Annotated in this window: 16 protein-coding genes and 1 tRNA gene; 3 read left to right on the top strand and 14 right to left on the bottom strand. The window is 58.5% G+C overall.

From position 1 onward, the window contains the following. Positions 1 to 109: 109 nt before the first annotated feature. The 10 genes from pqqF to rpsU all read right to left on the bottom strand — a co-directional run bounded on the left by pqqF (position 110) and on the right by rpsU (position 15,588). Positions 110 to 2,509 (bottom strand): pyrroloquinoline quinone biosynthesis protein PqqF, encoded by a 2,400-nt coding sequence (gene pqqF / locus WA225_RS27245; RefSeq protein ID WP_422610340.1) that lies wholly within the window; start codon positions 2,507 to 2,509, stop codon positions 110 to 112. Between the two features lie 38 nt (positions 2,510 to 2,547). Further along, positions 2,548 to 3,342, bottom strand: a complete 795-nt coding sequence (locus tag WA225_RS27250) for a carbon-nitrogen hydrolase family protein (protein WP_422610341.1) — start codon at positions 3,340 to 3,342, stop codon at positions 2,548 to 2,550. A 12-nt stretch (positions 3,343 to 3,354) separates the two neighbouring features. Next, a complete protein-coding gene (locus WA225_RS27255) occupies positions 3,355 to 5,037 on the bottom strand; it encodes a flavin monoamine oxidase family protein (protein WP_422610342.1) in 1,683 nt (560 codons plus the stop codon). A gap of 206 nt (positions 5,038 to 5,243) precedes the next feature. Further along, positions 5,244 to 5,705 carry an Lrp/AsnC family transcriptional regulator gene (locus WA225_RS27260; RefSeq protein ID WP_422610343.1) on the bottom strand — a complete coding sequence of 154 codons (462 nt, stop codon included), beginning with the start codon at positions 5,703 to 5,705 and terminating at the stop codon, positions 5,244 to 5,246. A gap of 119 nt (positions 5,706 to 5,824) precedes the next feature. After that, the gene (locus tag WA225_RS27265) at positions 5,825 to 6,901 is read right to left on the bottom strand and encodes an acyltransferase family protein (protein WP_422610344.1); all 1,077 of its coding nucleotides are present in this window, start codon (positions 6,899 to 6,901) and stop codon (positions 5,825 to 5,827) included. A 145-nt stretch (positions 6,902 to 7,046) separates the two neighbouring features. Continuing rightward, positions 7,047 to 7,123: transfer RNA gene (locus WA225_RS27270), tRNA-Ile, on the bottom strand. A 15-nt stretch (positions 7,124 to 7,138) separates the two neighbouring features. After that, positions 7,139 to 10,885 (bottom strand): bifunctional diguanylate cyclase/phosphodiesterase, encoded by a 3,747-nt coding sequence (locus tag WA225_RS27275; protein ID WP_422610345.1) that lies wholly within the window; start codon positions 10,883 to 10,885, stop codon positions 7,139 to 7,141. Positions 10,886 to 11,010: 125 nt separating this feature from the next. After that, positions 11,011 to 12,855 (bottom strand): RNA polymerase sigma factor RpoD, encoded by a 1,845-nt coding sequence (gene rpoD / locus WA225_RS27280; protein ID WP_422610346.1) that lies wholly within the window; start codon positions 12,853 to 12,855, stop codon positions 11,011 to 11,013. A gap of 67 nt (positions 12,856 to 12,922) precedes the next feature. Then, complete coding sequence (dnaG, locus tag WA225_RS27285; RefSeq protein WP_422610347.1) at positions 12,923 to 14,887, bottom strand: DNA primase; 1,965 nt, start codon at positions 14,885 to 14,887, stop codon at positions 12,923 to 12,925. A gap of 485 nt (positions 14,888 to 15,372) precedes the next feature. Further along, complete coding sequence (gene rpsU / locus WA225_RS27290) at positions 15,373 to 15,588, bottom strand: 30S ribosomal protein S21 (RefSeq protein WP_002551877.1); 216 nt, start codon at positions 15,586 to 15,588, stop codon at positions 15,373 to 15,375. Between the two features lie 199 nt (positions 15,589 to 15,787). Between rpsU and tsaD the strand changes: the two genes are divergently transcribed. After that, positions 15,788 to 16,813, top strand: a complete 1,026-nt coding sequence (tsaD, locus tag WA225_RS27295) for a tRNA (adenosine(37)-N6)-threonylcarbamoyltransferase complex transferase subunit TsaD (RefSeq protein WP_422610348.1) — start codon at positions 15,788 to 15,790, stop codon at positions 16,811 to 16,813. Between the two features lie 23 nt (positions 16,814 to 16,836). Here tsaD and plsY read toward each other — a convergent pair whose 3' ends face one another. Then, positions 16,837 to 17,406 carry a glycerol-3-phosphate 1-O-acyltransferase PlsY gene (gene plsY, locus WA225_RS27300; RefSeq protein WP_064119262.1) on the bottom strand — a complete coding sequence of 190 codons (570 nt, stop codon included), beginning with the start codon at positions 17,404 to 17,406 and terminating at the stop codon, positions 16,837 to 16,839. A 74-nt stretch (positions 17,407 to 17,480) separates the two neighbouring features. On the opposite strand from plsY, the gene folB reads away from it, so the two are divergent. Beyond that, complete coding sequence (folB, locus tag WA225_RS27305; RefSeq protein WP_042561393.1) at positions 17,481 to 17,837, top strand: dihydroneopterin aldolase; 357 nt, start codon at positions 17,481 to 17,483, stop codon at positions 17,835 to 17,837. Next, a complete protein-coding gene (gene folK / locus WA225_RS27310; RefSeq protein ID WP_422610349.1) occupies positions 17,828 to 18,343 on the top strand; it encodes a 2-amino-4-hydroxy-6-hydroxymethyldihydropteridine diphosphokinase in 516 nt (171 codons plus the stop codon). Before folB ends, folK begins: the two co-directional genes overlap by 10 nt. Before the next feature lie 92 nt (positions 18,344 to 18,435). On the opposite strand, the gene WA225_RS27315 is transcribed toward folK, so the two are convergent. The 3 genes from WA225_RS27315 to WA225_RS27325 form a co-directional block, all read right to left on the bottom strand. Next, positions 18,436 to 19,659, bottom strand: a complete 1,224-nt coding sequence (locus WA225_RS27315) for a multifunctional CCA addition/repair protein (protein WP_422610350.1) — start codon at positions 19,657 to 19,659, stop codon at positions 18,436 to 18,438. 64 nt (positions 19,660 to 19,723) lie between these two features. Next, positions 19,724 to 21,286 carry a SpoVR family protein gene (locus WA225_RS27320; RefSeq protein WP_158953245.1) on the bottom strand — a complete coding sequence of 521 codons (1,563 nt, stop codon included), beginning with the start codon at positions 21,284 to 21,286 and terminating at the stop codon, positions 19,724 to 19,726. Then, positions 21,283 to 22,554: a YeaH/YhbH family protein gene (locus WA225_RS27325; protein ID WP_422610351.1), complete on the bottom strand. Its 1,272-nt coding sequence runs from the start codon at positions 22,552 to 22,554 to the stop codon at positions 21,283 to 21,285. The genes WA225_RS27320 and WA225_RS27325 overlap by 4 nt, the downstream gene beginning before the upstream one ends. Between the last annotated feature and the right edge of the window lie 86 nt (positions 22,555 to 22,640).

Here is a 22,640-nt window from a genome sequence, read left to right on the forward strand (position 1 = left end):
AGATGTTCCAAATAGTTAGGCTGCTATGTTACTCAAAATTTCACCGCGATTGCCCGTGAATCTTTGAGAAAGCTCCTTGCAGCCTCGGTAATGATCAATTTGCCAATTGTCATGGGGTTTTGGATGCTGGATCGCTGACGAGGCAGAGCCAGCCGCTTTCGGCGTTGATCAAACGCTGCGCAGCGCGGAGCAGTGCCTGCTGATTCAATTGGCCGATGGCGGCAGTCAGTTGTTCCAGATAATCCGACGAGTGGCCTGCGAGCCTGGCCTGCCAGCGCAGTTCGGCGGCGTCTTTGCTGGACAGATTGGCCTCGTCGAATTGATCAGTCAGGTTTTTCCGTTGTTGGCTGAGGCTAGTGTCATCCAGCTGTTCAATCAGCGCGGGAATGCCGTTGAGGAACTGTTGAATGTGCTCAAGCAACTCTGCAGGTCGGGCACTCGGCGATTGCACACCGAACAGGATCACGGTCTGGCCCTGAATCTGGCGCAACGCACTGAACACCGCGTAACCCAGTTGCAACTCGACCCGCAGGCGCTGATAAAACGGCGTCTGGCAAAGCTGCGCGAGCAGTCGCCAAGCGGCTTCGTCAGCCATGTCGCGGCTGCCAGATGGGCAGCAGAGCAGCAAGGCGTGTTCACTGGACGCGGTATCGATGTGACGCCAGTGTTTTTGCGCTGTGAGCGCCGCAGGCGCGGGCAACTGAGTGTCCGGGATTCCGGGAGTGCGGCTCAGGGCCAGGCCCATCGCGGCTTGCGTCTGTGGGCTCAGACCCAAGGCGAGGCCGTCCCAGCGCGAAGTTGTCCACAGGTGTCTGGCGTCGTCGCTGGTGTTGCCTGACTGCAGCACATGTTCCGGCAACGCTTTAAGCAATTGGCGAATGGCGATCAGCGGCGTTTCTGGCTCACTCTGTGGGGAATCCGCGTCAACTTGCGTCAGACATTTCAGCGCGTGCTCGAGGATGCTGGGCATTGGCTCCTGCAGACCGGTGAGTTTCAGCAGCCATTGATTGCCAGTGGCGCAGAAAGACAACTCAACGCCAGCCTCGCGCGCGTCTTGCTGCGTTTGGCGCAGACTGCGTTGCAATCTCGAGTGCAGATCAGTGCTGGCTGCAGATTCCACCTGCCAACGCAGATAAATCGCCCCTTCATCGCCGCTGTCCGGCAAATTCTCGCTGAATTGCATCGGCGAACGTTCGCGACGGCCGCGCGAGCGATCCTGAGCGAACGTTCGCAGGCCGCGGTGGGCGCTGGTCTGGCCGCGAATCAGTCCGGCGTTGGCCAGTGATTCGCTGGAGCGAAGAAATGGATTGGCGGCAGGCAGTTGCCAGTGCTCGCTGAAGTTATCCACAGTGCCGATTTCGCCGAGGATCTGGGTGAGGGCAGCTACACCCGCCTCGGACAGGCCGTTCTGCAGCTGCTCACTGTCGAGCTTCGCCAGTTGCAGTGCGCCACTGACTTGTAGCTGGCGTTGCCGCAGGGCGGCGTATTCCTTGCGCAATGGCGTCCAATCCTGCTGAGCAAAGAAGCTCAGCCAATCGAGCAGTTGTTCGCGAATGGCGTTTAACGATGCGTTGGGAGCGGTGAACTCAAGATGCAGCAACGCCTGTCCGGCAAACTGATACACCGGCGCTGCGTTCAAGCCTTCAGCGAGTTTCTGTTGCTGCAAATACGCCGGCAATCCGCCGGGCTTGCTGCTGTTCAGCCAATGACAGAGAAAGGCCAAAGCCTCATCGGACGATTCAGGCAGGGCATCAAACGCAAATATCAGGTTGCCGCGCTGCTCGCCGGCCTGTTGATAACTTTTCACCGCCAGCGGCACGGTTGCCGCCTGGGCCACTTTATCCCCAACCGGCAAAGCCGCTGCGAATGCTTGCGCCAGCACTTTGAGTTGTTCAAGGCTCTGCGGTCCGACCAGGCTCAAGGTCATCTGCCCGGTCCGATAAAACTGCTGGTGGAAATCTTTCAACGCCTGTTGAAACTCGGCGTGCTCAACGTGCAGGCTGTCCCGATTCCCCGCATGAAAGCCGCGCAATGGATGCTCTGCCGGCAAACCTTCGTACGCGGCAAACTGCTGCTGCGCTGCAGGATCCTGCGACCACGCGACAAACTCCGCCTGCAACACCTCTCGTTCGCGCAACTGATCGTGCAGATTCATACGCGGCTTGGCGAGCATGTCTGACAGACGCGTCAGCCCGTCGCTGAATGAATGCCTCGGCAACTCAAAGAAAAAGTCAGTGGTACGTTCGCGGGTGCTGGCATTGACTTGGCCACCGTGACTTTGCACGTAGGCCATCAGCCCTTCGCCCGTGGGAAAACGCTCCGTGCCGAGAAACAGCAAATGCTCCAGAAAATGCGCCAGCCCCGGCCACGCCAACGGCACGTCATGACTACCGGCAGCCACGCGCAAAGCGGCGGCGCTACGCTTCAAGCCGGGCACATGACGCAGGGTCACGCGCAAGCCGTTGGCCAGGGTTTCGGAGTGGGGGCGGGGGTGAGTCGGCGCAGGCATGGGCACTTCCAGAACAGTGAAGTGCCAATGCTAGCGGATTAGCGCTGATTGAGCGCGCCGTAAAGCTCCGGGCGGCGATCGCTGAGGTAGCGATTGGCGGCGCGGGAGTCGAGCATCAACTGCCGATCCAGCTCGCCGATGATCAACGCTTCGTCGAGTCCGGCCTGAGCGATGCGGCTGCCATCCGGCGCGGCGAGGCTGCTTTGCCCGCAATAATGGATCTCGCCTTCGCTGCCGCAATAGTTGGCGTAGGCCACGTAGCACTGGTTTTCGAAAGCACGCGAACGCACGGTGACATCAGCGACGAAATCGAACGGAATCATGTTCGCCGTCGGCACCAGAATCAGCTCGGCGCCGGCGAGTGCCAGACGACGGGTGTTTTCCGGGAACTCCAGGTCGTAGCAGATCAGGAAACCGAGCTTCCAGCCGTTGAGTTCGACGATGGGTAAATCATCATCGCCGGGGCTGAACATCGAGCGATCCAGATCACCAAACAGATGCGTCTTGCGGTAATTGCACCGGCGCTCACCGTTTGAATCGATCAACTGCACAGCGTTGTAAATCTGCCCGTCGGCGGTGCGTTCGGGATAACCGTAAGCAATCGCCAGCCCCGCAGCCTTGGCGATCCGCCCGATCTGCTGCGCCCATTCACCGTTGTAGACCTCGGCCAAAGTGCTGACCGCCTCGGCGCCGATGTTGTAGCCGGTCATGAACATTTCCGGCAGCACCAGCAGGTCGGCGCCCCTGGCCTCCATCGCCACTTGATGCAGGCGTTGCAGGTTGGCGGCGGGCTCCAGGGGCAGCGGTGGACATTGGTAAAGGGCTACACGCATCAGTGATTCCTCTTACTCGGGCAGGGCGATAGGGCCGATGTCTTTGAACACATCACCCGGGCCCGGGTTCGCTTTATGTGTCGAACCGCCGAAATGCTTCATGATCCCCCACACCGCGTTGAGCGAGGTCTGCACAGCGCCTTCGACCCATGCCGGTGTCCACGAAACGTCGTCGCCAGCGATAAAAATCCCGCGCTGTTCGGCCGGCATCTCGTCCTGCATGAAGTGCGCGTACATGCGCTGGTTGTAGCGATAGTGGCCGGGCAGGGCACCTTTGAAGGCGCCGAGGAAGTGCGGGTCGGCTTCCCACGACACAGTGATCGGGTCGCCAATGATCCGCGCGGCGATGTCGACTTTCGGGTAGATCTTTTTCAACGCGTTCAAGGCCAGTTCAACGCGCTTTTCCACCGGGTGCGGGAGCATCTTCAGTGCGTCACTCATCCACGAATACGACAGGCAGATCACCCCCGGTTTGTCGTCGCCGTTGTCGAACAGATAAGTGCCACGGGTCAGGCGATCGGTGAGGGTCATGCTCATCAAGTCGCGGCCGGTTTCCGGATCCTTGTCCTTCCAGAATGGCCGGTCGACCATCACAAAGGTTTTCGACGACTGCATGTAGCGGGTGCGGTCGAGGGCCATCCACATCTTTTGCGAGAACAGGCTTTCGTCGCATTCGATCTGCGTGGTCAGCAGCCAGCTCTGGCACGTGGTCAGCACAGCGGCGTATTCGCGGGTGTCGCCGTTATTGTCGGTGACAGCAAAACGGCCATCTGGTGCATGGGCGATTTTCTTCACGCCGGAACGCGGTGCGCCACGGTGCAGGGATTTCAGGCTGGTGCCTTCAGGCCAGTGCACGCAGCGCTCCGGCACATGCCGCCAGATGCCTTGTGGGACTTGCTCGACGCCGCCGACCACCAGGTGTTGGTGATCGTCGCAGTTGGTCATCACCACGCGGAAGATTTCCAGCATCGAGTTGGGGAAATCCGAATCCCAGCCGCCGGTGCCGAATCCGACCTGACCGAACACTTCGCGGTGATGGAACGACAGTTTGGCGAAGGCTTCGGAAGTGGCGACGAAGTCGTAGAAGGTGCGGTCGTCCCACAACGGTACAAGCGTGTTCCACAGCTCTTTCAGGCGGGGCACATCGCGATCGCGAATGGCCTGCTGGATGTCTGCGAACTGCGAACCCGCTTCCAGCGCATCCGCCCAGGCGTCAGCCACTTCCTGAAACAGTGCAGGAAGATCCGCCAGTTTCTGTGCGTAATGGGTTTTGCCTTCCAGGTCGATCACGGTGCTGCCGGAGGCCGGCGTCAGCGGGTTCGGGAAAGGTTTGGTTTCGAGGCCGAGCTTGTCGACGTAGTGATAGAAAGCCGTGGAGGACACCGGGAAACGCATGCCGCCAAGTTCCGCGACGATGCCGTCAGTGCCGTTGAAGGCCTGCGAACGCAGACGTCCACCCAGTTTCGATGCTTCGTAAACCACGGGTTTCAAGCCGAGCTTCATCAGCTCGTAAGCGGCGACCAGACCGGCAATACCTGCCCCAACGATTGCCACTTCTGCGCCGTGATTGTGTTCAGGAATAGTGCCGAGACCGGCCGGGTGTTCGATCCAGTCGTCAAAAGCGAACGGAAAGTCCGGACCGAAAATGGTGACTGGTTTCTTACCGTCTGCAGGATGGCGATTGTTCTTGTTCATGGCTGACCTTGCTGGCGACCCGACGCGGGATGCGCGTCTGAGTATAGGAAAAGATGCCAGCCATTCTAGGGAGCGTAGAACACGTTAATAAGACGCAATGTGTCGTCGTTTTGCCAGATTAGCGAACAATATGACGATTGGAGCCTGCACACCGACCAAATGTGGGAGCGAGCCTGCTCGCGAAGAGGCCCTTTACCCAACACATTTCAAACCGGTTGCCCCCGATCAATCTTGCTACTCAAAATGATCGATGTCGTGGTCTTCTCCACCCCATCCACGCTACCAATCTGATCGAGCAACTGATCCAACTGCTCCGGCGAATCCGTGCGCAACCACGCCACATAATCAAATTCGCCACTCACTGCACACAACTGCTGTACCTGCGCCATCGCACTCAACCGACGCACCACCTCTTTACCGGAACGCGGCTGCACCTTGATCCCGACATAGGCCTGCAATCCGCCATCGACCACGCGTTGCCCGAGGCGCACGCCATAACCGGTGATCACTTTGGCTTTTTCCAGGCGTGCCAATCGTGAGGTTACCGTGGTGCGCGCAATGCCCAATTGCCGGGCGAGCATGGCAACACTTTCGCGGGCGTTGATTTGCAGGGCGGCGATCAGCTGACGGTCGATTTCATCGAGCGCAGGCGGGCGGATGTCGGGCAAGGTCGGCTCCATTGGCGCGGATAGTTGGCCTGCGCATGTTACAGGCTCAGTCAGCAGGCCGCTTGCAGGTGATGAAGCTGAACCCGGACATGTGAAAACCGCGCAAATGCGCGGTTTTTTTACGTGCGTACAGGTAGTCGAAAGTGGTGCGAGAGGTTTAACAATTTGCGCTCTATTAGCTGATAACTGAAGTAAGCCACCACAAGCACTGCGGTGTAGGACACCGCCCAAAATAATAGCGCATGCCAGACGCTGTTACCGTTAAGTCCCGTCATGACCCAGATGCGTCCACATACGCTCAGTGTCAGAACATGCGACAGGTATAGCGAATAGGACATATCTCCCACCGATCTGAGCAGACCGAATGCCATCCATTTACCTTTTGCTTCCTGCAGTGCAAATGCCAACAGTAAAAGCGTGTAACCGCCTCCGACCGCAAATGCACGCTCCAGGGTTATCGATTGAATGACATCGGCGTCGCCGACTACGTCTGAAGCAAGTGCGTAAACGAGGCCGGCCAGACCCGCCAATACCATCAGGAGAATGCTGAAAAGGGGCGGGGTAACCAACGAAAGCCGTAGATATGCGATTCCGGCCAAGGCGCCGAAGATGAATTCAATGGAGAACTCATGGAACATCACTCGAAGATAGGGATTGTCTGACGTATGGGTGAAGATCGAAACGCCGATGATCGTGATCAGCCAGAACGCAAATGCATGAGTCATCCACTTGGCCGGCAGTATCAGGATCAAGGCAAACACAAGATAAAACCAAACTTCATGGATAAGCGACCAGGCAACCATCAATAGCGGTAACGCTGAATCCGGGAGCAGGAAAAATGACGACGTCATGTCGACATCCCCATTTTTGTAACCGCTGACCAGTTCAGGCTTGAACTGAGCGACAAAGAAGAGGGCGAGAAAATAAACCCAGTAGGTCGGATAAATTCGCAGGAATCGCCCTTTGAGAAAGCCAGCGACCTGGCCTTTCAGACCAAACTTGTTGCGAAAAGCCAGAACCATCACAAAACCACTGATGACGAAAAACAGATCCACGCCGGTTTGACCAAAAACAAATAGCTCCGGTAACAGGCTTTCGCCTTGCACATATTTGGCATTGATGAAGAGTGAGTGAAACGCTACGACAAAAAGCGCCGCCAGACCTCTGGCAGCTTGTAGTGAGGAGAGTTTGTACACCGTTATTTATCCCTAATGCCGACAGACATCCTGTGCCGGCATTTTGGAAGTTACGCTTCACGGGCGCAAGTACGGCAGGGTGTGGTTGGCTAGTTACTTTCAAATGCCAGAAACGCGAAAGCCGCGCAATGCGCGGCTTTCAATTTGGTGGGCCCACACGGACTTGAACCGTGGACCAAAGGATTATGAGTCCTCTGCTCTAACCAACTGAGCTATAGGCCCTCAGTAGGCCGCGGATTATAGCGACGGTTTCTCGGCTGTGCTATCCGAATAATCCGATACGGTTACACGAAGAAACGTCGCGGCGAATTCTTCCGGTGGCAGCGGCAGGCTGACGATGTAGCCCTGGATCTGTTCGCAGCCTTCGGCGGCGAGAAATTGCTGTTGTGCCTGGGTTTCCACGCCTTCGGCGATGACGGTGAATTGCATGCTCCGGCCGAGGGCGATGATGGCCCGGACGATGGCCGCATCGTGGGGGTCATCGGGCAGTCCGCGGACGAATGACTGGTCGATTTTGAGGATGTCCAGCGGCAGGCGTTTGAGGTAGCTGAGTGAGGAATAGCCGGTGCCGAAGTCGTCGATCGCCAGTTGCACGCCGAGGTGTTTGAGTTGGTGCAGCACGGCCAGCGCCTCTTCGGCCTGACTCATGATGAAATTCTCGGTAATTTCCAGTTGCAGTAAATCCGGCATCAGGCCGTTGTCGTTGAGCAGTTGTTCGATGCGTCCGAGCAGATTCGGCTGGCGCAGTTGCGCGCCGGCGAGGTTCACCGAGAGCGGGCCGAGGCTGTCGTAGACCTGACTCCACTCAAACATCTGCCGGCAAGCGGTTTCCAGCACCCAATCGCCGATTTGCAGGATCATGCCGTTCTCTTCGGCCAGCGGAATGAAGTGCTCCGGCGGCACATCGCCAAACGTTGGGTGGCGCCAGCGAATCAGTGCTTCGGCACCGACCAGGCTGTGGTCCTCCAGGCTGATTTTCGGCTGGTAGTAGAGGAACAACTCATCGCGCTCGATGGCCCGACGCAGTTCGTGCTCCAGAGCCACGCGTTCGCTGGCTTGGGCGGTGAGGTCGCGGGTGTAGCTTTCGACACGGTTGCGACCCTTGGCCTTTGAGCGATACATCGCGGCGTCGGCGTTTTTTACCAGCGTGGCCACGTCGCATCCGTCGCGCGGATAGAGGCTGGTGCCGATGCTGGCGCTGATAAAAAACTCATGCTCGCCCGCCTGGAAGGGCGCGCCAAAGCAATTGAGCAGCTTGGTGGCGATATTGTCGGCATCGCTGGCTTGCTGCAGGCCGGGCAGCAGGATGATGAACTCATCACCCCCCAGGCGCGCGACGGTGTCGATGTCACGCAATTGTTCTTTCAAACGCACCGCAATGCCCTTGAGCAGCAAGTCGCCGACCGGATGACCGAGGCTGTCGTTGATGTGTTTGAAGCGGTCGAGATCGAGGAACAACACGGCGCCCTGACCGCCATTTTCTTGCTGACTGGTCAGCGCCATCAGCAAGCGACTTTCGAACAGCGTACGGTTGGGCAGGCCGGTGAGCGGGTCGTGGTGCGCCTGATAATCGAGTTTCGCCTGCGCATGTTTGAGGCTGGAGATGTCGGCGAACACCGCGACAAAGTGCGTGATGAATTTGTCGCGGTTACGCACGGCGCTGATGGTCAACCAGCTTGGGTACAGTTCGCCGTTCTTGCGCCGGTTGGAGATCTCGCCCTGCCAGTGACCTTCGTCGGTCAATTGGTGCCACATCGCCGCATAAAAAGCGCTGTCATGCAGGCCGGAGGCGAGCAGACGCGGCGTATGGCCGAGCGCTTCGCTTTCGCTGTAACCGGTAATCTCGGTAAAGGCACGGTTGACCGCGCTGATGTGCTGTTGCGTGTCGGTGATTAATACGCCTTCGGCGGTGCTTTCGAATACGGTCGCGGCTTGTTGCAGTTTTTCCTGCATCAGATGGCGTTCGGTGATATCGCGGGCGATGGTCAGCATGCAGTCCTCATCGCCGATCGGCAGTGGTCGGCTGGACACTTCGCAAAGGCGAATCTGCCCGTCGCTGCGGCGGATGTGGCAGGTGAAGTCGCGGACGAAACCATCGCGGTGCAGCAGGTCGAGCATCTGCTTGCGCTCGTTGAGATTCACCCAGATGCCCAGATCCAGTGCCGAGCGATCCACCGACATGGCGCTGTTGAAACCGGTGATACGGCTGAAGCCTTCGTTGACTTCCAACAGCAAGCCATCGCTCTGACGCGACAGCAACAAGCCATCCGGGGACGCATGAAAGGCCTTGGCGAATTTTTCTTCGGAGGTTTGCAGTTGTTGCTGGGTCTCCTTGAGCTGGGTGATGTCGCGCACCACGACCACCAGCGCCGGTGTGGTATCGAGGTCGAATGGCTCAGCGGAAATCAGGCCGGTGAACAGTTGGCCGTTGTTGCGCCGAAAGGGCATTTCGAGGTTGCGGATACTGCCGGCCTGCAAACGCTGCAACAGCCCGGGCCCGACGCCGGGGATGCCCCAGATATTCAGGTCGGTGGCGGTTTGCCCGACGACTTCTTCGGCCTTCAGTCCGATCTGTTCTTCGAAGGCTTCGTTAACCTCCAGCAGGCAGCCATCGGACAGTCGCGCGATCACCAGAATGTCCGGGCATTGCTGGAATACCGAGGCGAATTTCTGCTCGGACAGGCGCAGTGCTTCTTCGGTGCGCTTGGTTTCGCTGATGTCGATCATCAATCCGCGCATCACCGGTTCATGGCCGTGTTCGATCAGGCTGACGATGTCGCGTACCCACAGGCAGCGGCCATCGGCGGTGATCACCCGGTAATCGAGGCTGTGATCGCGCCCGGCCAGCACTTCGTGGTCGCAGAAGCTTTGCGCGCGGGTCAGATCGGCCGGGTGGATGATGTTGCGCCAGAACCCCGGGATCAACCAATGCGAAAGGGGATAGCCGAGCAAGTCTTCAGCGTGCGGTGACACGTAGCTGTAGGTGAAGTCGCTCATCCGCGCTTCCCAGGCAATCGCCGACAAGCTTTCCACCAGCCCGCGGTAGTGGTATTCGCTGCTGCGCAGTTCCTGTTCAAGATCAATACGTCGGGCGATTTCCGAGCTCAGACGGCGGTTGATGCGGATCACCACGGCCAGCACGATCACCAACAGAGTCAGGCCGGGCAATCCATACACCAAAAGATCTGACCAGAATGTCCGATGATCAAGGACATTGCCGACCCAATGTTCCTGAATACTGCTGATTTCATCCGGGCTCATGTCGGCGAGGACTTTATCCAGAATACCCACCAGCATCTTGTTGTCGCGCGGCACGCCCATTGCCAGTTGGTAGCGGTACGGAGTTTCGCCACTGACATACAAACCGTCGAGTTTGAGCTGGCGCAGGCTCCAGACGCTGGAAGCGAGATCGCCAACGACGGCGTCCACTTCGTCGGTCGCCAGCGCTTGCAAAGCCGAGCTGACATTGGGCATGGCGACCAGATTCAGGTCCGGATGGTGGGTGCGCAAGAGCTCATGCGGCGCGTAGTTTTCCACTACAGCAATCTTCAGGCCGTAGAGATCTTCGAGTTTGCGCGGCTGTGCACCGCCGACGTGGGCAAGGATAACGATCGGGAAGTCGAGATAAGGCCGGGTAAATGCCAGATAGTTCTGACGCTCCGGTGTCGACATGATGCCTGGCAGCAGGTCGATTTTTCCCTGTTTGACTTGTTCCAGAACCACCGTCCAGCTCACCGGCTCGATCGGTGTGAGTTTGACCGCCAGACGTTGGCGGATCACGTCGATATAGTCGGCAGCCAGGCCCTGATAGCGGCTCTGATCGTCGCGAAACTCAAAGGGCGGCCACGACGCGTCTACACCCAGACGCAAGTCCGGGTGAGCCGCCAGCCAGCTACGTTCTTCATCGGTCAGAGTCAGCGCGTCAGCCGTTGCGGTCCAGATCATCAGTGACAGCAAAAAAAGCACGGACGCCAATCTGGGCATAACGCTCTCGTTATGGCTCGGGGATGATTGTTTCGAGTGTAGACGGGGTATGCGGGGGAGGGGTGGTGCGAGGAATTTAATCTGCCACAAAACAAAACCCCCGGCCTGGGCCGGGGGTTCTGGTATCACTCGTCGAGGAAGGAGCGCAGATGCTCGCTTCGCGTCGGGTGGCGCAGCTTGCGCAGTGCCTTGGCTTCGATCTGACGGATCCGCTCACGCGTTACGTCAAACTGTTTGCCCACTTCTTCGAGTGTGTGGTCGGTGTTCATGTCGATACCGAAACGCATGCGCAATACCTTGGCTTCACGGGCAGTGAGGCCGGACAACACTTCGCGAGTCGCTTCTTTGAGGCTCTCAACAGTGGCGACATCGATTGGCGACTGCATGGTCGAGTCTTCGATGAAGTCACCCAGATGGGAGTCTTCGTCATCACCGATCGGCGTTTCCATGGAGATGGGCTCTTTAGCGATCTTCAATACCTTGCGGATCTTGTCCTCAGGCATTTCCATGCGTTCGCCCAGCTCTTCCGGGGTCGGTTCGCGACCCATTTCCTGCAACATCTGCCGGGAAATACGGTTGAGCTTGTTGATCGTCTCGATCATGTGCACCGGGATACGGATGGTGCGGGCCTGGTCGGCGATCGAGCGAGTGATCGCCTGACGGATCCACCAGGTGGCATAAGTCGAGAACTTGTAACCACGACGGTATTCGAACTTGTCTACCGCTTTCATCAAGCCGATGTTGCCTTCCTGGATCAGATCGAGGAATTGCAGACCACGGTTGGTGTACTTCTTGGCGATCGAGATCACCAGACGCAAGTTGGCTTCAACCATCTCTTTCTTCGCGCGGCGGGCCTTGGCCTCACCGATCGACATGCGACGGTTGATATCCTTGATTTCTGCGATGGTCAGACCGGTTTCGGTTTCCAGAGCAGTCAGTTTCTGCTGGCAACGAATGATGTCCGGCTGTACGCGACCGATGGCTTCGGCGTACTTGCTCTTGCCTTTGGCCAGGGCGTCGGACCAGCTTTCGTCGACTTCGTTGCCCGGGAACTGACGCAGGAAATCGGCGCGTGGCATACGTGCATCACGTACGCACAGTTGCATGATCGCGCGCTCTTGCTGACGCAGACGATCCAGGGCACTGCGAACACGCTCGACCAGGCCTTCGAATTGCTTCGGCACCAGTTTGATCGGCATGAACAGCTCGGCCAGTGCGAGCAACTCGGCAATCGCTGCCTTGTTGCTGCGACCGTGCTTTTTCAGGGCCTTGCGGGTGATTTCCATCTGATCAGCCACGGCGCCGAAGCGTTGCGCAGCGATGACCGGATCCGGACCGCTTTCGGCTTCTTCTTCGTCATCGGAAGATTCGGCTTCATCGTCGTCGGTCTCGTCGTCGGCTTTCGCCACTTTCGCTTCGACAGGCGGCGGCACTTCGGCAGGCGGCGCAATGCCGTCGTCCGGGTCGATATAACCGCTCAGGACGTCGGACAGGCGACCACCTTCGGTGGTGACGCGAGTGTACTCGGAGAGAATGTGGTCAACCGTGCCAGGGAAGTGCGCGATAGCGCTCATCACTTCACGAATGCCTTCTTCGATCCGTTTGGCGATTTCGATTTCGCCTTCACGAGTCAGAAGCTCGACCGTACCCATTTCACGCATGTACATGCGCACCGGGTCAGTGGTGCGACCGATATCGGTCTCCACCGCTGCCAACGCAGCGGCTGCTTCTTCCGCAGCGGCCTCGTCGGTATCGGCGTCGGCCAACATAAGGGCGTCCGCATCCGGAGCACTCTCGTGTACGGGGATCCCCATGTCGTTAATCATGCGGATGATGTCTTCCACCTGCTCAGGATCTGAAATATCCTCGGGCAGGTGGTCGTTGACCTCGGCGTAAGTCAGATACTTCTGCTCACGACCCAGTTTGATCAACTCAATAATACGAGACTGCTGTTGCGCTTTTCCGGACATAACACCCTATCCACTGAAGGTCTTGGCGGGCAAAAAACAAGCCGAGGATTATACCTGAGCTATGACCTCACGCGCCAGTTGAGGTCGGGTTTGATGCGGAAACATTGCGACTTAATAGGTCGCGCAGTTGATTTTTCTCTTCAATGCTCAGTTCGCTTTGACGCGCTTTCCTGAGCAACTGTTCCAGATTTCGCTCGCGTTGGCGGGCTGACAAGCTAGTAATGGTGTCGAAAAACTGTTGTTCAAGGTTATCTCCGTCAATCAGCCATTCCTTTTCTGCCAGTGCCTTGAGCAGGCGACCCTGTTCAGTGCCGTGCCATCGCGCGATCAACTGAAATGAGTTTAGCTTGGGATTCTTCTGTACGGCTTCGAGCAGCGCCACAAGTAACTGGGCGTTGGTCTGATTCTCGTCCGCAATGTGTCCGGCATCTTCGACGCGCTCGGCCAATTGCGGGTGATGGAGCAATGTACGCAGGGCGGTCAGGGTCGGCGACTCGACGCCGATCGGCGTGCGTGGGCGTTGCTGATCGCGATCGCCGCCACGCTTGCCATTCTTGTCCCAGGGTTTTTTGTCCCACTTCTTGCCGCCGGCGCCAGGCTTTTTCGGCGTCCACTCTTGCTGCGGCACATACATGTCCTGTGCCTGCGGCTGATGGTAGTCGCTGTAATCCGGCATTGCGTCGTAATCGATGCCCGGATCGTAGGCGGGCGGTGCTTCCTGTGGCGCGCTTTGCGCCAGTTGGCTGACGGTTTCGCTGCTCAGACCGGTGATTTCGGTCAGGCGTTGACGCATCAGGATGCGCAGGTTGGCTCCCGGCACTTTGTCGATCAGCGGTGCGGCGAGGGTGGCCATGTGTGCCTTGCCTTCGAGCGAGCGCGGATCGGCTTCTTCCGTCAGTTGCTGGAAGAAATAATCCGCCAGCGGCTGCGCATGCTGATTGATCCGGGCCTTGAAGGCATCGGTGCCTTCGGCGCGCACCAGCGTGTCCGGGTCTTCACCTTCAGGCAAAAACAGGAATCGTGCACGGCGCCCGTCCTGCAGACTGGAAAGTGTCGCTTCCAGTGCGCGCCAGGCGGCGTTGCGGCCAGCCTGGTCGCCGTCGAAACAGAACAATACGTTGGGCACGACGCGGAACAGGCGCTTCAAATGTTCTTCGCTGGTCGCGGTACCCAGCGTTGCGACGGCATTTTTCAGGCCCTGCTGGGCGAGGGCAATGACGTCCATATAGCCTTCGACGACGATGATTTCGTCGAGGTTGCGGTTGTTTTTGCGCGCTTCATAGAGGCCATAAAGCTCTTGGCCTTTATGGAATACCGGGGTCTCCGGTGAGTTCAGGTACTTGGGTTTGTCATCGCCCAGCACGCGCCCACCGAACGCGATGATGCGCCCACGGGTGTCGCGGATCGGGAACATCACGCGATCGCGGAAGCGGTCATAGCGTTTGCCGGTTTCGGCGTTCTCGATCAGCAGGCCGGCGTCGATCATGGCTTTTTGCTGAAGCGTGTCGCTGCTCAAATGCTTGAACAGGTTGTCCCAGCCCGGCGGTGCGAAGCCGAGACCGAAGTCCCGGGCGATCTCGCCAGTCAAGCCGCGGCCCTTGAGGTAATCCACGGCAGCTTTGCGCGATGGATGGCTCTTGAGGGCTTGCCGATAAAAGTCGGCGGCAGCGGTGAGTAGGGGATACAGCGGCGAATCGGTCGGCTGGCGCGGCTTGTGTGGGCGGCCACTTTCTTCGCGAGGGATTTCCATGCCGGCGGCTTTGGCCAGATCTTCGACAGCCTGGGGGAAATCCAGATTGTCGTGATCCATCAGGAAGCCGAGGGCGTTGCCGCCCGCGCCACAGCCGAAGCAGTAGTAGAACTGCTTGTCGGGGCTGACGCTGAAGGACGGGGTTTTCTCTTTGTGAAACGGGCAACAGGCGGTGTAGTTCTTGCCGGCCTTCTTCAATTGCACGCGCGAGCTCACCACGTCGACGATGTCGGTGCGGTTCAGCAGGTCGTCAATGAAGCTCTGGGGAATCAGCCCGGCCATGGCGTTCTCGTCGTCTGCGCTGTAAATAGTCCGATACGAAGGGCATTCGGACGCGGGTCGTTACTGTAGGCGCGCAAAATTGGCGGCTCGACCGGTGTCGTCTGCGTAATCGCTGTCGGGAAGTGTATCTGCCGAAAATCCACTGACGTTAGTGCTCATCAGTTTTCGACTATTTGAAAGTGTTGCGCTGAATCCGCTGACGGCCGGTTGAGGGCCTCGGATAGCTCAATAAAACGGGCACGCATGCAGGTGCCTTGGGCTGATCGTCGTGAGAGGAATCAGTGGGTGTGCTCGTCAGTAGCCTTGAAAGGCTCGTCAGAAAAGACGTGCACCGCTGGCAAAAGAGCCAGGTCTGACGCGTGAAGCAGATTTGTCTCGGTCGCGTGTGCGGCTTCGACGGTGAAGCATCAAGCGTTTTACGCAAATGCCATTAGCCCGGCTGAGGGCCGGGCTTAGGCAAGAAGCTTGCTACGAACGTCTGTGTATTAGTACAGACGAACGGCGCGGCGCTGTTCGCGCTGAACTTTCTTGGCGTGACGCTTAACAGCGGCTGCTGCTTTGCGCTTACGCTCAGAAGTTGGCTTCTCGTAAAATTCGCGGCTACGAACTTCAGCCAGTACACCGGCTTTTTCGCAGGAGCGCTTGAAACGACGCAGAGCTACGTCGAAGGGTTCGTTCTCTTTAACTTTGACGGCTGGCATCCAGAGCTACCTTCATTCATTACCGGGGTCAACATCCTCGCGGCAAAAGAGCACTTGAAGACGTCGGTTTTTAAGGGTTGCGGATGTTAACCCCTCATCGCTCGGAATGCAAAGCCTCTGATCGAAAACCGCTGGTCGGGGCATCACGCGGCGACTATTATGCGCGCCTTCGAAGTCAGCCTAAACAAGGCGCAAACCCATGCTAGTACTGGGATTAGAAACCTCCTGCGACGAAACCGGCGTCGCATTATATGACAGTGAGCGCGGTCTGCTGGCCGACGCACTGTTCAGTCAGATCGACCTGCACCGCGCCTATGGCGGTGTAGTGCCGGAGCTGGCCTCGCGTGACCACGTCAAGCGCATGCTGCCCTTGATTCGTCAGGTGTTGGCCGAAGCCGACTGCGTGCCGACCGAGATCGATGCGATCGCCTACACCGCGGGTCCTGGCCTGGTTGGCGCGTTGCTGGTGGGTGCTTCCTGCGCTCAGGCGCTGGCGTTCGCCTGGGGCATTCCGGCCCTCGGCGTGCACCACATGGAAGGTCACTTGCTGGCACCGATGCTGGAGCCAAAACCACCAGAATTCCCGTTCGTCGCTTTGTTGGTCTCCGGCGGTCATACGCAACTGGTTCAGGTCGATGGCATCGGCCAATACAGTCTGCTCGGCGAGACGCTCGACGACGCGGCCGGTGAAGCGTTCGACAAAACCGCGAAGATGATGGGCCTCAATTATCCGGGTGGACCGGAAATCGCCAAACTGGCCGAGAAGGGCGTCGCCGGACGTTTCACCTTTCCGCGTCCGATGTGCGATCGCCCGGGTCTGCAATTCAGCTTCAGTGGTCTGAAAACCTCTGCTCTCAACGCCTGGCAGCAGTGCGTCAGCGCCGGGGACGACAACGAGCAAGCCCGTTGCGACATCGCGCTGGCGTTCCAGCAGGCCGTGGTGGAGACTTTGACCATCAAGTGCAAGCGTGCCCTCAAACAGGCGAGCATGAAGCGTCTGGTGATCGCTGGCGGCGTCAGCGCGAACAAGGCGTTGCGCGTCTCCTTGGAGAAGATGCTCGGTGACATGAAGGGCGATGTGTTTTACGCGCGTCCCGAGTTCTGCACCGACAATGGCGCGATGATCGCGTTTGCCGGGTGCCAGCGCTTGCAGGCCGGTCAGCAGGAAAGTCTGGCGATCAGCGTGCAGGCGCGCTGGCCGATGGAGCAGTTGTCGGCGTTGTGATCAGTGGCGCCCTTGGACGGTATTTAAAAATGCCGTTCGCGCCCGGCAAACAGGTCGCGTAGATTGCCGCGATGACGCCAGACGATCAGCAAGGTCAGCGCGCTCATCGGTAACAGCGCTTCCGGTTCCTGCCAGGCCAGCAGTGGCAAGGTCAAAGGCGTGGCGATCAACGCTGCCAGGGAGCTGGTGCGTGTCAGGTAGAACGTCAGCAGCCAGGCACATACCGCCAGCAGCGCGGCCGGTGGATACAGACCGAGCAGCATGCCGGCAGCGGTGGCGACGCCTTTGCCGCCACGGAAGCGGAAATACAGCGGGAACAGGTGACCGATCACGGCGCACACGCCGATCCACGCCTGATCCTGTAGCGAAAGGCCCACAGCCGAGGCGATCAGCACCGGCACCAGGCCTTTGCACAAATCACCGAGCAGGGTCAGGATCGCCAGTTTGCGACCGACCAGGCGCAGCATGTTGGTGGCGCCGGCATTGCCTGAGCCACTCATTCGCGGATCCGGGTTTCCGGTCAGGCGGCTGAGCAAAATGGCGAAGGACAGCGAGCCGAGCAGGTAGGCGAGAGTCGCCAGTAACCAAAACATGCTAACTATTCCGGGCGAGGACGCCCTGATTCTAACGGCGCATTGCGCCCTTGTCGTGCAGCGGAGAAAAGTGCTTGGACAGAGTGTTTATCGAGGGCCTGGAAGTCGACACCGTGATTGGTGCCTACGACTGGGAGCGCGGCATCCGACAGTGTCTGCGACTTGATCTGAGCTTCGCCTGGGACAATCGTCCGGCCGCCGCCGGTGACGACCTGACCCTGGCGCTCGACTATGCCAGCGTTTCCACGCGAATCCAGGCCTTTGCCGAGCAGGCGCAGTTTCAACTGGTCGAGACCTTCGCCGAGCGTCTGGTCGCGGTGCTGATGGATGAATTCAAGATCACTTGGGTGCGTCTGAAGCTGACCAAGCCTGGCGCGGTGCCAGCGGCCAAGGGTGGCGTGGGCGTGGAGATCGAGCGCGGATGTCGCTGACTCAGGTGTACCTCGGGCTCGGTAGCAATATCGAGCGCGAAACCCATTTGCGCGCGGGTCTCGACGCATTGGCGACGTTTCTGGTGGATATCCGCTGTTCGCCGGTTTTCGAAAGCCAACCGGTGGGCATCAAGAGTGGGCCGTTCTTCAACTTTGTGGTGTCGGCCTATACCGACCTGCCATTGATGGAACTGGATCGCCGCTTGAAGTTCATTGAGGCGGATAACGGGCGCTATGCACCGGATCGCAAGGGGCTGCCGCTGGATATCGACGTGCTGCTGTATGGCGAACTGGCTGGGAATTTCGACGGTCTGGTTTTGCCGCGCGCGGAAATTCTGAAAAACGCTTTTGTGCTGTGGCCGCTGTCGCTGATTGCGCCGGATCGCGTGCATCCCGGTGTGGGAAAAAGCTTCGCGACGTTGTGGACAGAGGCGCAGATTGATCAAGTGTTGGCGCCGGTCGGGTTTGAGTGGTGCGGGCAGCAGCTCACGCCTTCGAACCTTTAAAAGCAAAAGATCGCAGCCTGCGGCAGCTCCTACACAGAAACGCGTATTTTCCATGTAGGAGCTGCCGCAGGCTGCGATCTTTTGATCTTGCTTCAAGCGTTGTCTTTGTAAGCCTTCAACGCCTTGAGTCGCTCACGCTTCAGCGCTTCACCCAACTCCGGCCCCTTGAATCCTTTCTCCAGCAACGGCTGAACCGCCACTTCCCGAGCAGCCTTTGCCGCACCACGCAAATATTCCGCCTGTGGATAACTTCTCTGCTCCAGCCCTTTGCGTCCGCGAGCGTCCATTTCGCATGCAGCAATAAACTCTTCAAAACGCTGCGGTCGGCGATACACATCAAAACTTTGCAGTAACTCCTGAAGCGTCGAAGCTTTCAGCTCCAGCGCCCGATGGCCATGGGTGTGGTACTGGCCAACCAGCAAAGCCAATTCCTGGCAGTCCTTCGGTGCCTTGAAGCGTTCGTTGACCGCTTTGATCAGCTTCAGCCCTTTGTGCTCATGGGCGATGTGCCGTGGCCATTCTGCTTCCGGTGTCAGACCTTTGCCGAGGTCGTGCAGCAGACACGCCCAGCGTACGGTCAGCGGTTGTTTGTGCAGCGCCGATTGCTCGAGCACGCTGAGCGTGTGCAGGCCGGTGTCGATTTCCGGGTGATGCGCTTCCGGTTGTGGCACACCAAAAAGCGCGTCGACTTCCGGCATCAGCACCTTCAGCGCGCCGCAGTCGCGAAGCACTTGAATGAACACCTGCGGTTGATCTTCCATCAGCGCACGGGAAATTTCTTTCCAGCTGCGCTCAGCGGTCAGCGCCTCCAGTTCACCGGATTCGCTGAGCTGGCGCATCAGCTCAAGCGTCTCTGGCGCAACGCTAAAACCGAGCCCGGCATAGCGCGCCGCGAAGCGGGCAACACGCAGCACCCGCAGAGGATCTTCGGCGAACGCCGGAGAAACGTGGCGCAGGATTCGGGCTTCAAGATCGCGCTGGCCATGGTAGGGATCGGTCAGATTGTGCTGATCGTCCTCGGCCATGGCGTTGATGGTCAGGTCGCGGCGAATCAGGTCCTCTTCAAGCGTTACCTCGGGGCTGGCGTGAAAAGTGAAACCGCCATAACCGCGTCCGCTTTTGCGTTCGGTGCGGGCGAGGGCGTACTCCTCACCGCTTTTCGGGTGCAGGAACACCGGGAAATCCGCGCCGACCGGGCGATAGCCCTTGGCGAGCATTTCTTCCGTGGTCGCGCCGACCACGACCCAATCGATATCCGTGACCGGTTTGCCGAGCAGGCGATCACGAACCGCGCCGCCGACCTTGAAAATCTGCATGAAAAAACCTCCGTTAGCCCGACAGGATAACCCTTGCGTCGAACTTTCGGAGGCTGGAAGCGGATCAAAGATGAATGACGGCGAGGTCGAGTCGTCCGTAATCGCCTTCGCTGTGCTCGCTGCGGGGCGGCACGTGATGGGTTTTCATGATCTGGTCGCCTTGCAGGGTTTCCAGGTGAATGTCGAAGCCCCACAGGCGATGCAAGTGTTTGAGCACCTCTTCGGTGGAATCGCCCAAGGGTTTGCGGTCGTGCTGTTGGTGACGCAAGGTCAGTGAGCGATCACCGCGCCGGTCAATGCTGTAGATCTGCACGTTCGGCTCACGATTGCCGAGGTTGTACTGCGCCGCGAGGGTTTCGCGAATGATCCGGTAACCGGGTTCGTCGTGGATGGCCGGCACCAGCAAATCGTCCTTCTGGTCGTCATCCATGATGCTGAACAGCTTCAGATCACGGATCACCTTGGGTGACAGATACTGCAGGATAAAGCTCTCATCCTTGAAGCTGCTCATGGCGAACTTGATGGTCGATAGCCAGTCGGTGCCGGCGATCTCCGGGAACCAGTGACGATCTTCCTCGGTGGGTTCTTCGCACATGCGCCGAATGTCACGGTACATGGCAAAACCCAGTGCGTACGGGTTGATGCCGCTGTAGTAGGGGCTGTCGAAACCTGGCTGGAACACCACGCTGGTGTGCGAGGTGAGGAATTCCATCATGAAGCCATCGGTGACCAGCCCTTCGTCGTACAGGTCGTTCATCAGTGTGTAGTGCCAGAACGTCGCCCAGCCTTCGTTCATCACCTGGGTCTGGCGTTGAGGATAAAAGTACTGGGCGATCTTGCGCACGATCCGCACGATCTCGCGCTGCCACGGCTCCAGCAACGGCGCGTGCTTCTCGATGAAGTACAGGATGTTTTCCTGCGGCTCGGCCGGAAAGCGTGCGTTGTCCTTGTCGCTGTACTTGTCTGCGCCTTTGGGAATGGTGCGCCACAGATCGTTGATCTGCTTCTGCATGTGTTCTTCGCGATCCTTTTGTCGACGCCGTTCCTCTTCGGCGGAAATCGGATACGGGCGTTTGTAGCGGTCGACGCCGTAGTTCATCAGCGCGTGGCAGGAGTCGAGCAGGTCCTCCACCGCATCGATACCATGGCGCTCCTCACACTGCATGATGTACTGCTTGGCGAACACCAGGTAATCGATGATCGAGCTGGCGTCAGTCCAGGTGCGGAACAGGTAATTGCCCTTGAAGAAGCTGTTGTGGCCGTAGCACGCGTGCGCTACAACCAGCGCCTGCATGCAGATGGTGTTTTCCTCCATCAGATAGGCAATGCACGGATCGGAGTTGATCACGATCTCGTACGCCAGGCCCATCTGCCCGCGGCTGTAGGATTTCTCGGTGCTGAGGAAGTGTTTGCCGTAGGACCAGTGGTGGTAACCCAGCGGCATGCCCACCGAGGCATAGGCGTCCATCATCTGCTCGGCAGTGATCACTTCGATCTGGTTGGGGTAGGTATCCAGCGCATAGCCGGCCGCGATACGGGCGATCTCGCGGTCGTAGGTCTGGATCAGCTCGAATGTCCATTCGGAGCCGGTGGAAATGGGTTGGCGCTTCTGCTCTTTGGCGGTCATGTCACTAACCTGCGCTGGAAGAGTTCACGGAAGACCGGATAGATATCCCCGGCCGAGACCAGTTGCTGCTGGGCAAAAGTGTCAGAAAAGGCGTCGGCGATGCGTTCGTACTCGTACCACAAGGCCTGATGTTCGCGCGGAGTAATCTCCACGTAAGTGTAGTACTGCACAAACGGCATGATCTGGTTGATCAGGATGTCGCGGCAGATCGGTGAGTCGTCGTTCCAGTTGTCGCCGTCGGAAGCCTGCGCCGCGTAAATGTTCCACTCGTTGCTCGGATAACGCTCGGCCATGATCTCCTGCATCAGTTTCAGGGCGCTGGAGACAATGGTGCCGCCGGTTTCCCGCGAATAGAAAAACTCCTCTTCGTCGACTTCCCGGGCGCTGGTGTGGTGGCGGATGAACACTACATCGATCTTGTCGTAGTTCCGTTTAAGGAACAGGTACAACAGGATGAAAAAGCGCTTGGCGATGTCCTTGGTCGCCTGGGTCATGGAGCCAGAGACGTCCATCAGGCAGAACATCACGGCTTTTGAACTGGGGTTGGGCTGTTTGATCAGCAAATTGTATTTCAGGTCGAAAGTGTCGAGGAACGGCACGCGATGAATACGCGCACTGAGTTTCTCGATTTCCGCTTCGAGTTCCTGAATATCGCCGAAGTTGTCTGGTTCTTCGCGTCTCAGACGCTCAAGTTCTGCTTTGGCCTCACGCAGTTTGGCCCGGCTGCTGCCGGACAGCGCAATGCGTCGCGCATGGGCTGAACGCAACGTGCGGATGATGTTGATGCGCGACGGGTTGCCTTCGTTGCTGATCCCGGCGCGTACGGTTTTGAACGTGTCGGTGCCACTGAGGTTGCGTTTGACCAGGTTCGGCAACTCGAGGTCTTCGAACATGAACTCGAGGAATTCTTCCTGTGTAATCTGGAAGACGAACTCGTCCATGCCCTCGCCGGAATTGCCGGCCTTGCCCGGACCGCGCCCGCCGCCACCTCCCGGTGGGCGGGCAATATGCTCGCCGGCAGTGAACTCCTTGTTACCGGGATGAACCACGGTCTGCTTGCCACCGCGGCCGTGGTGAAGCACCGGTTCGTCGATGTCACGACCGGGGATGCTGATCTGTTCGCCGTGTTCCATATCGGTAATGGAACGCCGACTGACCGCCTCTTCGACAGCCTTCTTGATGTGGTCACGGTAACGCCGCAGGAAACGCTGGCGGTTCACCGTGCTCTTGTTCTTGCCATTGAGACGTCGGTCGATCACATAGCTCATACGTGGCCCTCCGGGCAGCTTCAAGTTGTGAGCTGCGAGCCGCAAGTAAAAGCCGTTACCCATGTGCCGGGGTTCACATGCCTTGT

This window comes from Pseudomonas sp., assembly GCF_049300855.1.
GTDB lineage: Bacteria > Pseudomonadota > Gammaproteobacteria > Pseudomonadales > Pseudomonadaceae > Aquipseudomonas.

Bases quoted from the DNA above. Each gene is read 5' to 3' on its own strand.
- pqqF (WP_422610340.1), bottom strand. From the start codon at position 2,509: ATGCCTGCGCCGACTCACCCCCGCCCCCACTCCGAAACCCTGGCCAAC.
- WA225_RS27250 (WP_422610341.1), bottom strand. From the start codon at position 3,342: ATGCGTGTAGCCCTTTACCAATGTCCACCGCTGCCCCTGGAGCCCGCC.
- WA225_RS27255 (WP_422610342.1), bottom strand. From the start codon at position 5,037: ATGAACAAGAACAATCGCCATCCTGCAGACGGTAAGAAACCAGTCACC.
- WA225_RS27275 (WP_422610345.1), bottom strand. From the start codon at position 10,885: ATGCCCAGATTGGCGTCCGTGCTTTTTTTGCTGTCACTGATGATCTGG.
- rpoD (WP_422610346.1), bottom strand. From the start codon at position 12,855: ATGTCCGGAAAAGCGCAACAGCAGTCTCGTATTATTGAGTTGATCAAA.
- dnaG (WP_422610347.1), bottom strand. From the start codon at position 14,887: ATGGCCGGGCTGATTCCCCAGAGCTTCATTGACGACCTGCTGAACCGC.
- rpsU (WP_002551877.1), bottom strand. From the start codon at position 15,588: ATGCCAGCCGTCAAAGTTAAAGAGAACGAACCCTTCGACGTAGCTCTG.
- tsaD (WP_422610348.1), top strand. From the start codon at position 15,788: ATGCTAGTACTGGGATTAGAAACCTCCTGCGACGAAACCGGCGTCGCA.
- plsY (WP_064119262.1), bottom strand. From the start codon at position 17,406: ATGTTTTGGTTACTGGCGACTCTCGCCTACCTGCTCGGCTCGCTGTCC.
- folK (WP_422610349.1), top strand. From the start codon at position 17,828: ATGTCGCTGACTCAGGTGTACCTCGGGCTCGGTAGCAATATCGAGCGC.
- WA225_RS27315 (WP_422610350.1), bottom strand. From the start codon at position 19,659: ATGCAGATTTTCAAGGTCGGCGGCGCGGTTCGTGATCGCCTGCTCGGC.
- WA225_RS27320 (WP_158953245.1), bottom strand. From the start codon at position 21,286: ATGACCGCCAAAGAGCAGAAGCGCCAACCCATTTCCACCGGCTCCGAA.
- WA225_RS27325 (WP_422610351.1), bottom strand. From the start codon at position 22,554: ATGAGCTATGTGATCGACCGACGTCTCAATGGCAAGAACAAGAGCACG.